We start from the raw sequence: 13,354 nt of genomic DNA, 5'->3' as shown, positions 1-13,354 counted from the left end.
TCCCTTCGTCGTGGAATTCATGTCGGTGTGCGATCGTGCAATGGCTGCACGTTACTTGGCCGCGGCCCTGCCGCGTTTGGGCGCAGACGGACGCCAAGAGAGCAACGCATCCGTCGTGACGCCGTGCTCACGCTGCTGGGCCTCCAGCCACTCCTGGCAGTCGGTCGCGGGAACCCCCTCCCACTCGGGATCGAACTCACCGTGCCACTGCTTCAACCAAGGCAGCAGCTCCAACATCCCAGCGAGAAGCGGAGTCAGCTGCTCACCCTGCCAGTTGTCCCGCTCCACCCGGTCGGTAGCCAGGTTGATGATGGCCTGCGCCTGGTCCCGATGGTCCCAACCGGCCCAGCCGAGAACCAGCTTGGGGTCGGCCTCCGGTCCAGCATCCGGGTAGGAGATGAACCGCTCCTTCGGCACATCGAGCTTGCCCCGGTTCGACCAGTACGACTGCTTCCGGAAGTCCGCACCTGAGTACTTCGGAGGGGCAGTGATATCCAACCGTTCCCCGGTCCGATCCTCTTCACGCTGCTGATCCCAGACCTTCTCCCATTGCTCACGCTTACGGAGACCGGGGTCCTTATACCGAAGGGCGCCAAGGTAGGGCACGTGCTCGTCGGTAACGATCTCGCGCAGCACATCAGCAAGCCGAAGGTCTGGCTTACCGAGGTGATCCGAAGCATAGAGTTCAGCAACAGCATGAATGTCGGCATCGTTGGCGAGCAGATCCGCCAGCTGAGCCGGGGTAAGCGTACGCGGCTGGCGCATTCCGTCGCGATTGTGGAACCACAGATCCTCGCGCTCACAACGATCCAGCAACCACGCCTGGAGGGCCTCGGCCTCCTTCTTTTCCCAGGTTTGCGACGACCAGCGACGCTTGTATTCCGGACGCTCGATCAGCGCAATGTCGCGACGCTTCTCGATAATGTCGATTCGGCGCTGCACGATCGCGCGATACCACTCAGGCCAGCGGTAAGGAATTTCCGTAATGGGGGTGGAGTTGTGCCGGTTGAACCAAACGGTCTGGGCCTCGCCAGCAGCCACCCTGCGCGCGAGCACGATCTCAAAAGACCGCTCGCCAAGAGCCACTTCAGGGACCTCATCAAGGTCAGGGGTGGTTAGAGACGCAACCTCAGCATCGGCGAGGAGGCTGTACGAGCCGTAAACATGCCAGTCCAGCTCTTCCTGCAACGCAATCATGCGGTGTCGCATCGAGAGATAGGCATCCCGAGCTGCATCGAGATTAATTCGTTCGGTTGCAGCTGAGGCATTAATCAAAGCAGCAGGCTCAAGTGCCGCGAGAGCCCGCCCGAGCGAGTCAAGCTTAGCGCCAAATGGACCGTCAGCTGCGGCCGGAATGGGGAATTCCTGGAGCTTGGCCCCCGTGAATTCGTAAAAGCGCTCCCACTCGTCATGCATGAAGCCGCCAGTCCCCGACTGACTACCCTTATCGTGACACACCTGCTTCAGCCAGAAGCAGGCCGTCGATGAATTTAGCAATCCAAGAAGCGCCAGATGGGCCTCCTCCGCTGCCCCCTCGGGAAGTTTGATCACCGGCGCGTGGGCGTCGAAAACCTTACCGCCCCGGTCAAGAGAAAAGTGCAGGTGAGTGGCCACATTCGAGAATACGATGGAGAGCGGGGTTGCGTAGGCCGATCGAGTGTGCTGCATATACTCCCACCAAGCACGGCCAGCGTCTTCCATGACTCCCTGGAAAGTCCTACGCGCAGCCAAGTGCGCCCGTAGCGGCCAGAGCTCGTCCCTAAGATCCTCGCGAACTGAACCGTCTGCGAGGTACGGATACCAGATCAACCCGAGACCGGATACATTCCAGTCTCGAACGTTCTCGCCACGCACAATCGGTCGCAGCGCCTCAAGCGGAGCCCGTACGCCAACCACCGACCTATTCGGCCGACTAAATGCCTCGTCGGAGCCGATCCGAACTGCACGCCCAATAGGTGGATTAATCACCTTAAAGAGGGTTTCACTCGACCGCCCGACGCTCTTCATAACGTCAGCTGCGACCCCGCCGCCGAGCGTCCAGGGGTGCACAGTAAACCGACCCCTCGAGACATCCTCAGCGATTACCCAATCTGTTTCGATTGGCGGCCCTTGAGTATGCTCTGAAATCGCACGCCAAACAAAGCCGTCCGAAGCAACCGTAGGCTGCCCAGGTTCCCCGCGTACGCCCATCACTGATCGAACAGGGTCTATCCAACCCCGATCCGTATTGCGGCCAATAAGGATCACGGTCGGGGTTCCATGGCCAGGGATGAATGCGCCCGACGTGTCAATCACATGCGTGAGCTTCACTGTGCGGAAGAATTCCTCAATGAGTCTTTTCCCGAACTCGCGCTTCATGAAGGAGTTTGCAGTGATCTGGCCAGTGAATCCCCGACCATCCCGCGTGGCCAACTCGAAGATTCGTTGCGCAAACGGCACGGACAGCGCATACGTCCCGGCGCAAGCGTCGTAGATTCCTCGATAGGTCTCGTTTTCTTGCTTATCCTTGACCGTGATGTATGGGGGATTTCCCACAACCACGTGGTACGAGTGCCGACCCAACAAATCACAGCTGCGGACGAATTCGGCCACGTCCTCGGTCGAGTAGGCGAACGCCCCCTCCGAATCGTCGCCTTCGTCGTCGGCCACCCCCATGGCAGAGAACAGGTCGTCCTCCGACTTCCCCTTCTGCTTGCGCCTGCCGACGCCTCGTCCATGCAGCAGTGAGTCGCCTACCGCAACGTTGATCGGGAACTTCGGTGCCTGATCCAGCCGCTGGACACCGGCCTCCTTCAGCGCCGCAACCAGCAACCGGAACCGGGCGATGCTGACCGCGAACGGGTTCTTGTCACAACCGTGCACCGCTTCAAGTGCGGCCCGCACGTTCGCCCAGTCGTCGATGCCGGGGCCGGCTTCTTCCCGATACTTCGCCAGCAGCCGCTGGAACATGCCCAGCAGGAAGTGCCCGCTGCCACACGCCGGGTCGATCGTCCGCAGTCCCCGCCGCTCAACGACGCGCGACTCGCTCTCGCGGATGGTCAGCTCGGGCCAGAGCCCGAACTCCTCTACCGCTGGCTCGAGCGTGAGGTCGAGGATGAACTCCTCCACGAACTCAGGGGTCTGCAGCAGCGCATAGGTCTTCCGCGCGTGCTCGCTGAGGTTCTGGTACAGGTCGCCCAGGAACCTGGTGTCCCAGTCCTCATTCTCGAAGAGGTGGACCGCCTCCCCGTCGTCGCCTCTGCGCCGCCAGAACGCCAGCAGGGCCCGCGCCGCCTCATAGCTCGGTGTGAGCCCCCACAGCGGGTTGTGGTTGCGGTCGAAGAGCCCTCCTGCCGTCTCGTTCGCCGCCGCGAGGTGATCGAACGCCGCGACGAGCCAGTCGCGGTCGTTCTGTTCCGGGTTCTCCCGGAAGTACGCCTCGTGGCGTTCCTCCGCGATCGCCAGCCGCTCCCCGGGGCCAGCGATCCAGGGCCATTCGATCAGCCCGTTGTCCTCACAGAAGCGGACGAAGACCGTGCCGAGCACCCAGGCGACGGCAGCCTGCGTGATCCGCTCCTCGCGCCAGCTCTCGTACGTCGCGGCCGTGCGCTCAGCCGCCCGGGCACGCTGGTACTCATCGTCCAGCGTCGCCGCGAACTCGGGTACGTCCTGGCTGCGCTCTCGCAGGTCGTCCTCCAGAGCCGCCACCTGCTTACGCAGGTCCTTCAGCAGCTCGTTCTGGTCCACTCCCCGACCCGTCACAGCGCCCGTCCCTTGTCCGTCCATCCGTCGGTCCAGGCGGACCGTGCGGTTCCCCATTTTGCCATTTCAGCGCACCCGAACGATCGGCCGTTCCGAAGGTCGGGTCCGGAGGAGGCGCATATCGTCAGGCGGCAGCACTCCGCGCTCGGAGCTCATCCAGGAAGTCCTTGATCAGAACTGCTCGCTCGGCCTCGCCAAGTACCTCGACGATCATGCCGTCCAGCTGCGGGGTCTCGTGCGGCGCCTCCTGCGGGCAGAGCAGCCACAGCCCGTGCGGGGCGTCTGCCTCCCGGCGGGCCGCGTTCTGCAGGGTGACCAGCAATTCCCGCCCGCCGGCGTCCTGGTATCGGGCAACCAGACCCGCGTCGTGGAGGAAGAGCACGTTCGTCGACCCAGCTGTCTCGACTCGCTCACGCAGGTGCTCACCCACTCGGGACCATGCGCCCTTGACGTACGACGCGAGCCCTCGCGGCAGTTCTCCGGACTCGGTGAACTTGGTGTCGATGGTCAGGACTCGTTCCCACTCGGTGCCGTGCTGGGCCGCGAGGGCGCGGAATTCCCGAAGGAAGAGCCCGCCCAGCGAGACCGGCTCCACGCCAAATGTCTGGGCAATGAGGTCTGCTGCCCCGGGAAGGTGCTTGCCTCGAAGGGTCAGGGCAAGGAAGCCTCCGCGGCGCAGGGCGTCCTCCAGCTTGGCTCCGAGGAGTAGCTTCGGGTCTCGTCCGGCCGCCGCCGATGCTGCAGCCACGCCTGCCGCGCCCGGGAACAGTGTGGTCGCGGTCGCCGAGGCGGTCATTGAGCGAACGCCCTCCGGAACCGGGGCGCGGAAGCGCTTGGTCTCCCTGTCGTATTCGAGGACGAATCCGGCGTTCTGGAGTGCCTCCTTCAGGGCCTCTTCCAGCTCGACCGCCGTCGGCTCGCCCAGATCCAGATCGGGGAAGCGAAGCCGCACCTTGGCGAGGAGTTCCTCCGCGGTCGCGCCCCGGTCGCGCCGGACGCCGGCGGCGGCCTGCGAGATTCGGATCGCCGACCCGAGGCCCAGGCCCCTCGGGTAGAGCTCCAGGCGCGGGGAGTACAGGGCGTCCTGAGCGGCGGCCGACGCGAGCGCCACCATGCGACCGTCCGACAGGGGGGTCATGCCCGACGGCACCGGCACGGATCGCAGGTCGCGAATCACGACGGCACGGTCCGGCAGCGGCTCGGTCAGCGCGAGCCGGTCCGCCTGCTGTCCGAGCGACCGAGCGTAGTCGGCGAGTTCAGGCGCGCTGGGGTCGTTGGTCCCCGCCAGGGATTCGCACGCGATGAAGACCCGGCCGCTGCGCCGAAGCACCGCGAGCCGCGGCTGTCCGTCATCGTCCTTGTCCTGCGGCCAGGCTTCTGCCTCGACAGCCGCGCGGACCACGGCGAGCGCGAGCACCTCCGCACGCTGTGGGTCCTCTTCCCGCACACCCTTGCGGATCCGCAGGTCGGTTGCCACTTCCTGCGCGGTGACAACGCGCCCTGCCCCGGTGACGAAGACGACGATTTCCTCCCGCAGCGTCGCCAGCACAGGATCTGCCGCCCAGGACTGGATCGCAGCCACATGGCTCCGCGAGACGGTCGCCTGCGAGGTGGGTAGTGCCTTGGCGATGTCCGTCTGCGAGCACCAGACCGGCAGTGTGGAGAGCTCGCCATCTGCGCCGGGCAGGCCGAGCGTGAGCCGGATGACGTCGCGCTTGCGCGACCCCTTGCTGGCCGGCCCGGGGTCGAGGTGAGCGGCAAGTTCGTCGATGCTCGCGCGGGCGGCGATGTCCGCCGGCAGATTTGCCAGGTCCACCTGCGGCTCCACGGCCGCGGTCCCTGAGCCTCCTGTCGACTTCGGGCCGGGCGCGACGGCCTTTCGGAGCCTCGCCGTCCACTGCTTGTGCCGTCGGTTGAGTTCCTTGCGGATCACCGCACCGGCACCTCGGGCACGGGCGATCTGGTGCAGCGGCACGTTGAGAAGCTCGCCGACTGTGGTCGCACCGAAGGAGTTGGCCACCGACTGTGCGCGTGGTGAGAGGCCGGCGTCCTTGAGCAGGGTGTCCGCTTCGGCCTGCGCGGCGACGCGGTCGCGGGCGGCCTCCAGATCCTCCGTCTCGTCGTCCTCGTCGTCCGGAGCCACCGCATCGGCCTTGGCGAACACCGCCTGCCAGGCTTCGTGCATCTGCCGCAGCGTGTCGAAGCGGCGATCGGCGTCCCGGTGGAGTGCCCGCCGGAAGAACGCCTTCAGCCCGTCCTTCAGTGCAGGCTCGAAGACATCCTCCGCGATCACCGGGTACTCGTCGTCGGTGGTGCGGGGATCGGTCATCTCGTCGCCCCAGCGGGGGCGCTCGCCGGACGCCATCTCGTGCAGGGTGACGGCGGCGGCGTAGTACTCGGCGTGGTGGTCGAAGACCGGCCGGCGTGGTGTGTCGAGGAACGGGTCAAGGTAGCCGCGAGTGCCGGCCTTCACGTCCCGTTCCGATGCCTCGGCGAGGGAGAAGTCGAAGAGCACCAGCTGCCAGGACCGGTCGGCCCGCTGGAGCACGCCGAAGTTGTCCGGCTTGAGGTCGCGGTGCAACACGCCCTTTCCGGCCAGCTGGTCGAGGGCAGTGAAAAGATCGCTGCTGAATCGCTCCAGCTCGTGGTAGGTCAGGCGCCCGTCCCCACGCAGTCGGGCACCAAGTGAGCGCTCGCCGGCGTACTCGAGGTCCAGCACAGTCCGGTTGTGAATCTTGCGCGGACCGTCGAGCAGCCGCACAACGGCCCCACCGCCGACCTTGGCCAGGACGTCAGCCTCGGATTCCAGGCGGTCGTCGCGGGTCTCGTCCAGGGCAACCTTGAGCACACGGCGATCGACCCGGATCGTGCCCCCGAGATCCTCCGCCTCGCGCCGGACGAGCAGGGCCCTTGCGGTGGCACCGGTGCCGAGGACCTTCTCTACAATCCACTCGGCATCGACGCTCTGCCCCGCCATCGCCGCAAGCGGGTCAACGCCGACCGGTGCCGACGCTTCCGTGGCGGCTGCGTGCTCGATTCGGTCGAGTTCGTCCAGGAACCGGTCCACCGAGTCGAGCCGTTCGGCCACGTCCGCACGGGTCGCCTGGAACACCAGAGCGTCGAGTTCTTCCGACACGGCGTCCGACACGGCAGACGGACGCAGTCCGCCGTCGTTCGTCAGCCGCTCGATCATGGCGCTGCGCCGCTCGGCCGGCGGCTCACCGGCCAGGATCAGGTGGGCGAGGGCGCCGAGGCCGAAGATGTCCAGGTCGACCGGGTCGGCGAACTCCATCTCGAACTCCGGCGCCAGGTAGACCTGTGCGGCGTTCTCGACGTGATCGCCGCCGGCGCTGGGGGTGCCGAGAGAGGTGTGCGAGGTGCTGTCGAAGTCGCGGGCGGCGACCTGCCAGTCGATGATGCGCACGACCGGGTTGGACCCGTCGGACTTGCAGGAGACGTACACCGACCGGGCGGCGAGCGCGCGGTGGTAGAGCGAGCGCTGGTGGGCGTAGCGCAGCGCGTCGGCGATCTGGCGTACCAGCTCCAGCCGGGTCTCGTGGGTCACCGAGGCGCTGTAGGTGGCCAGGTAGGCGTCCAGGCGCAGGTCGGCGGCGCGATGGTTGAACAGGATGGCCGGGCCGCCCTGGTGGTCGCGGAACTCCCGGGCCTGGGCGATGCCGCGGTGGCTGATGCCCTGGAGGACCTGGTACTCGCGCCGGGCTGCTCGTTCGACCGAGTTTCGGGTCTCTGCGGTTGCCTGGAGGCTCACCAGGTAGACGCGGACGCGGCCTTCCTCGCGGATGGGCTGCTCGCGGATGGCAAGGCGGTCCTCCCAGGTCGGGCCTCCGTCCAGAGGGCGCCCGGCGAGGTTCCAGCCGTCGCCGAAGTTCAGGTGGGCGGTGGATGCCTTGACGCCGATCCTCTTCATGAGGTCGGGCAGGGCCCGCGCCAGCTCGAATCGCTCGCGCCGGGCAGCTTCGGAGTCTCGCTGCGGGGGCAGGCCGAGGAAGTCCTGCCAGATGCGGGGCAGGCCGCTGGCGCCGTCGTCGCGGCCGTAGACGTTGGTCTGCTGGCCGGCGTCGAGTTCGGATTGCAGGCTCGGGGCGGACAGGAACACCGCCGGGGAGATCCACGGGATGCGCACGCCGGTGTGGAACTTCCCGGCGGCCCAGGACAGCTTGCTGCGCAGTTCCTTGGACTTGAGGTCGGTCAGGTGCAGCGGGTTGTCGATCGTGCGGAGCCGGTCGGGGCCGTGGAAGTTCCAGGTGCTCCCGTTGTTGACGAGACGCCCCGGGTGCGCTTTGAGCTCCACGAGGAAGAGGCCGCGTGGCACGAGGATGAACAGGTCGCACTCGTTGACGCGCCCCGAGGAGGCCGTGAACGAGAAGGTCGCCCATGCCCGGAAGGGCTCCGCCGGCGGCATCAGCGCCTTGACGTGGTCGAGCGCTTCCTGCTCGTGCGGGAACGGGGAGGGGCGTTCCTGGAACCAGCGCTGCACGCGCGGCGGCGCGGGCTTCGGCCGATGTGCCCCCGAGTTGCCGTCCTTGCCCGCTGCCGACACCCCTGCGCCCTCCCTGGTCCCTGCTTCCGGCCGCGAACGAACCACGGCCTTCCTCCACGGCCTTGACCCTATCGGTCAGGGCCGACAGGTGGAGGCGTGTAGTCCTTCCCGTGATCAACCGGTCCGCAGGTTCTCGCTGCCCGGGGCTGTGGGTCCTTCCAGGGTGGCGGCATTCCGGAGCACGTCGATCACTGTCAGGTACAGTCTGCACTGCTTCGGTGATCAAGCAAAGGGGGAATGGTGATCTTCGCGGCTCGCTATCGGCATCGGCGATGGGCTGGTGCTGTCGCCCTGGCGGTGACGTTGGTTGGCCCGCTGTCGGGCTGTAGCGGTTCAACTCCCCTGTCTGCCGACGGGATTCCCCCGGCGGCCCGGCATCTCCAGGCATACGACCCGCCGACGTCATTCGACTTCGGCGACGGCAACGGCAACGGCACGGGGGACGCACTCGACGAGGGCGTCCAGCCCTCGACATCGAGCCCCGCACGGCAACGGCCGGCGATCTCGCTGAAGGACACGACCGCCTTCGTGACCACCGAGGACGGTATGAAAGCCGTCGACGCCGTCACCAGGAACACGCTCTGGAGCGCGAGCAGCACCATTCCCGCTACGAAGAGCGGCTTCGGGTCCGAGAGGGCCGCGCCACTGCCCGCCCGCTTCCACGGCGTTGACGCCGTGCTCGTGGCGTTCTCCCGTTTCATCCCGGGCACGGGTACCGGCAGGGGCCGAAACGTGATCGAGGTACTGGCCGCCGACTCCACGACGGGCAAGACCGTCTGGACCGCTCAGGTCGACCTCGTGATAACGCCTCTGGACAAGGAAGCTCTGAGCCGCGACGATTCGCTGCTCGCCGACGGTATCAGGGCGGCGCAGGTGGTGGCCGTGGACGACCAGAGCGTGGTCATGTCCGACGACGAGACGACCTATGTGGTCGACGCGGGATCCGGGCAGCTTCGATGGACCAGGCCGGATTTCCACGCGATGCAGCTTGTCGATGGCATCGTGGCCGGCGCCGAGGCTCCGACGTACGGCGAGCGTCAGCTCGCAGGCTACGGCGTATCAGACGGCAGTCCCCGATGGTCGGCCGTCCACACGGAAAGCCACGCCGTCGCCTCCTCCACCGGCCCCGGCCTGCTCGCGATGTCGGCCTCCGATGGGTTCGTCATCGTTGACGCCCGTACTGGAGCGATCCGCGCCCACCCGGGGCCAGGAGCGTATGTGCACCCCTGGCACTGTGACTTCGACGGAACGTCCGTCATTCTCTGCAACGACCAGCTCTTCGGCCAGACGCACTCGATCGCGGCCTTGGACGCGACGTCGATGAAATGGCTCTGGTCGATCACAGAGACGCCGGGAGGACGACTCGTGCCAGTGGTCACCGCCGTTTGGCATGGAGCGGTGTACGGCCGGACGACCAACGGCAATGTCATCCTCGACGCCCGCACCGGTGCCGACCGGGCAACCCCGAAGCTGGCTCCCTTCCTCGTCAACGCCTACGTCGGCATCGAGGACCGAGGTCACAGCATGAGTCTGATGCGCTCCACGGGGTAGCGGCACAGAGTCCCAGCAGGCCGCTGACTCCATGCGCCCGCCACTACACGCAAAGCCTTCGAGTGAGCCGATCACGGTCGGCCCACTCGAAGGCTTTCGTCAGCTACAGGCGCTCCGGCGTCCCGATGCCGAGGAGGTCCATGCCCTGGCGGAGGGTCTGGCCGGTGAGCTGGCAGAGCAGCAGCCGGGTCTGCATCACCTCCCGGCTGGGGGCCTTGAGGACGGGGCAGCGTTCGTCGAAGGTGGTGTACGCCGCCGCGAGGCTGTGCAGGTAGGCGCAGAGGCGGTGGGGTTCGAAGGTCTCGGCAACGAGGTCGAGGGTGGTGCCGAACTCGTCGAGGAGGAGTCCGAGGGCGCGTTCGGCCGGCTCCAGGGCCTGGTCCTGGTGGGCGGTCGGGGTGACGTCGTCGGGGGCCTTGCGCAGGATGGACTGGATGCGGGCGTAGGCGTACTGGAGGTAGGTGCCGGTGTCGCCGTTGAGGGAGACCATGCGGTCGGCGTCGAAGATGTAGTCGCGGGTGCGGGAGGTCGAGAGGTCTGCGTACTTGACCGCGCCGATGCCGGCCCGCTTGGCCCGGTCTTCGAGTTCCTCGCTGGCGAGCTGGGGGCTCTTCTCGGCGACGACGGTGCGGGCTCGGTCGACGGCTTCGTCGAGGAGGTCCATGAGGCGGACGGTCTCGCCGGAGCGGGTCTTGAAGGGCTTGCCGTCCTTGCCGAGATCGGCGAGCCACTCCCCAGGACGCCCCTAGCCCGCCACTGCCTTGTCCAGAGCCACGGCGTGGGTGTGCCAGAGGGCGGTGATGCAGTGGGTGAAGCGGGTGGCGTAGAGGGCGAGGAGGTCGGTGTCGGTGTCTTCGAAGGCGAGGTCGAGGTAGTCCCAGTCGGCCCAGGTCGACCAGTGGTCGGGGCGCATGAGGCGGGGCCAGGCGGCGCGGGGGACGGTCGGGGTGAGCCAGATGCCGTGGAACGGGTGGTGCTCGTCGAGCATGCGGTCGGGGTTTGCCAACAGCAGGGGGCGGAAGCCGTAACCGATGCCGGCCAGCGGGGTCGCGGTGGGTCCGTTCCAGGCGGGGCGGGTGAGGAGGCCGACGCGCTCGGGGTAGGGATCGGCGTGCTGGCCCTGGGCGAAGTCCTCGAAGGTGGTGCGGGTGACGTCGGGGCCTAGCTTAGGGGCGAGGGCGTCAAGGGCGTCGTCCAGGCGGTCGGGCAGGTCCTCCAGGAGTTCGAAGGCGGCGCGGCGGGCACGGGTAAAGTCCAGCCGGCCATGGCGGATCCAGAAGCGGGCCCGGGCCTCGTCCGAGGGGGTCACGGCGTGCATCTTCTCCAGGGTGGCCAGGTAGTCATGGGCATGCGGGGCGGCGCCGGGGGTGGCGGCCAGGTGGGTGCGCAGGTCGCGGGCGAGGGTGCGCAGGCGCAGCGGGACGAAGTCGGAGTGAGCGGCCGGTTCGCCGGTGAGGGTGAGGAAGACGAAGTGCGGCCGGTGCAGGTGGGCGAAGTGGGCGGCCAGGTCGGCGGTCTGCTCGGTGTGCTCGGAGGACTTGACCTTCAGCTCGACCACCACGGCGGTACCGGAGGTCCACAGCACCAGGTCCGCCCGCCGGTGGGCGGCTCCGGGGATGGCAGGCAGGTCGTGCTCGGTGTCAATCAGGGTGCGGGGCAAGCCGGGTCGGGCGGCGAGGTCGGAGCGGCCGGTGCGGCGCAGCAGGGCGGCGAGCAGCGCGGTGCCCAGGCCGTGGTCGCCAGCGGGATCCAACAGCCAGGCGAGCATGTCGCGGTGGGCGGACTCCTGCTCGGTGCGGTACAGCAGTTCTAGCGCGGTGCGGCGCGGCGGCGGGTCGGGGTAAGCGGTCGCGGCGGCGTCCCTGGCTCGCCGACGCCGGAGTACGCCTGCACGTCCTCCAGCGAATCGCTGGCCACGGGCAGATCACCACGACGCAGCGCTACCTGCACCCGTCGCACGCCGACTACATCGAGGCCGGCAACAAGCTGAGCACCCACCTCAGCGGTGGCCGTGACACGGCCTCGGCGATTCCGGGTCCCGAGCCCGAGACCCCTGCCCGTCGCCTCTACATCGTCCGCTGACCCGGCCCGCTGGGTCCTCCATCCGTGCTCACCGCGGCGCCAAGACGGAGGACCCAGCGTGCTAAGCCGGGTGGGAGAGGTCACTCGTGCCGGAACCCCCGCTGTGGATCACGTTCTTCGCCGAACGGCTCGAACCAGTCATCCGGATTGAGGTTCACGGTTCCCAGCTTCTGACTGATCTCGCTATCGGCGTCCTCGACTCCGTCAAGACCGCGATCGAACAGCAAGAGGACATCGTGGTCCTCGAACAGGAGGTCCAGGCATACCTCCCAGTCGAAGTCGTCCTCGCTGACCGGCAGCTCATGCACAAGATCCGTGATCTGGTTGGGGCGGTCACGCAGCAGCGTCTTGGCCTGCCGAATGGCCAAGTGCAGGGCCATCTCCTCGCCAGTGCACCCCGGGTAAGGCGTCTTCCCTGCATCGAGATCAGCACGGAGATCATCGAACGCGCGAGCCATGTGCTTGCGCCAGGAACGGTGGCGGTGGAACGTCAGCGGCGGCAGCTTCGCGAACAGGCCAGCAGCCCCAGGGGCCAGGGGCTCGTCGCCCAGTGCCACGACCTCCTCCCAAGCCTGCCGCGACAGGTCTTCCAGAGCTGCCCGCAGTACGGCGGCGGTGCGCGCGCTCAGCTGCCAGCTGTCCTCGCCAGCCTCCTCGTTCGGCTCTTCCTCCCAGCGCTCGGCACGCCCTCTCCCCAGCCGCTCTCTGACCTGTCGGCTGGCCTCCTCGGTGGCGGCGAGCGCAGTGTCGATCAGTCGCAATCGGTCGCTGAACTCGCGTCCCTGCAGCAGCGCACCCGCTCCCTCGAGAAGCTCTCCACCTTCGAGGACGAAGCTCGATCGGGGGATCACGATCGTTCCGCAGTCACCGGCGAGCCGGTCGGCGGCACTCGCCACCACGGCAGCCGCGACCAGTGGGTTGTCGTATGGCGCGGCCAGATCGAGATGCTCGATCACGAGGAAGTCCCCCACCGCCATCTCGACGGCGGCGTCGAACCTCTCGTTCGGGTCGCCGTCCCGCGTGAGTAGCTCGGAGGCGATTACGGCGAGCAGCGGACTCTCGTCATTGAGGCGGTCACGGAAGTTGCCGACCCCCCATGGTCGGCAACGACTGACGCCCAGTAGTCCGACCTGCCCACGACCAGCATCGGTTACAGTCACGCGCCAATGGTGAACGTCACCTGCGGCGGGATCCAGCAAACGGTGGGCGTGCTGGAACTCCAGCACGAGGCCAGACGGATCCGCCTGCCTTGACGCCCCGCCACGCTGCTCGGCCATTGCATCAGCTCCCTCAACATCCTTTGCCACCGCCTGCGTCGGAGGATACGGCCCCCGCATGGCCCACGGTCTCGCGATGGAGCACTGTTCACCCGACGTGACTACCCCGACCGGGGACGACGACCTGGGATCCCAATCACCC

Annotated in this window: 5 protein-coding genes and 1 pseudogene; 1 reads left to right on the top strand and 5 read right to left on the bottom strand. The window is 67.3% G+C overall.

Going from position 1 to position 13,354, the window contains the following annotated elements:
- Window positions 1–51 precede the first annotated feature (51 nt).
- Both pglX and pglW read right to left on the bottom strand, forming a co-directional pair.
- Window positions 52–3,726, bottom strand: a complete 3,675-nt coding sequence (gene pglX, locus ACIOJE_RS18590) for a BREX-2 system adenine-specific DNA-methyltransferase PglX (RefSeq protein ID WP_400777306.1) — start codon at window positions 3,724–3,726, stop codon at window positions 52–54.
- A gap of 139 nt (window positions 3,727–3,865) precedes the next feature.
- Window positions 3,866–8,302 carry a BREX system serine/threonine kinase PglW gene (pglW, locus tag ACIOJE_RS18585; RefSeq protein WP_400777305.1) on the bottom strand — a complete coding sequence of 1,479 codons (4,437 nt, stop codon included), beginning with the start codon at window positions 8,300–8,302 and terminating at the stop codon, window positions 3,866–3,868.
- A gap of 237 nt (window positions 8,303–8,539) precedes the next feature.
- On the opposite strand from pglW, the gene ACIOJE_RS18580 reads away from it, so the two are divergent.
- A complete protein-coding gene (locus ACIOJE_RS18580) occupies window positions 8,540–9,853 on the top strand; it encodes a PQQ-binding-like beta-propeller repeat protein (protein ID WP_400777304.1) in 1,314 nt (437 codons plus the stop codon).
- A 103-nt stretch (window positions 9,854–9,956) separates the two neighbouring features.
- Here the strand turns inward: ACIOJE_RS18580 and argS are convergent.
- The 3 genes and pseudogenes from argS to ACIOJE_RS18565 form a co-directional block, all read right to left on the bottom strand.
- Window positions 9,957–10,571, bottom strand: a pseudogene (argS, locus tag ACIOJE_RS18575) (arginine--tRNA ligase); the annotation flags it as partial.
- 27 nt (window positions 10,572–10,598) lie between these two features.
- Window positions 10,599–11,657, bottom strand: coding sequence for a PD-(D/E)XK nuclease family protein (locus tag ACIOJE_RS18570; protein ID WP_400777456.1), 1,059 nt, complete (start codon window positions 11,655–11,657; stop codon window positions 10,599–10,601).
- Between the two features lie 358 nt (window positions 11,658–12,015).
- Complete coding sequence (locus ACIOJE_RS18565; RefSeq protein ID WP_400777303.1) at window positions 12,016–13,212, bottom strand: hypothetical protein; 1,197 nt, start codon at window positions 13,210–13,212, stop codon at window positions 12,016–12,018.
- Window positions 13,213–13,354: the final 142 nt, after the last annotated feature.

This window comes from Kitasatospora sp. NPDC087861, assembly GCF_044742585.1.
Taxonomy (GTDB): domain Bacteria; phylum Actinomycetota; class Actinomycetes; order Streptomycetales; family Streptomycetaceae; genus Kitasatospora.
This window is presented reverse-complemented; position numbering and strand designations above follow the sequence as displayed.

What these genes read in the sequence shown, in the direction of transcription:
- ACIOJE_RS18580 (WP_400777304.1), top strand. Translation starts at nt 8,540, where the DNA reads ATGGTGATCTTCGCGGCTCGCTATCGGCATCGGCGATGGGCTGGTGCT.
- ACIOJE_RS18565 (WP_400777303.1), bottom strand. Translation starts at nt 13,212, where the DNA reads ATGGCCGAGCAGCGTGGCGGGGCGTCAAGGCAGGCGGATCCGTCTGGC.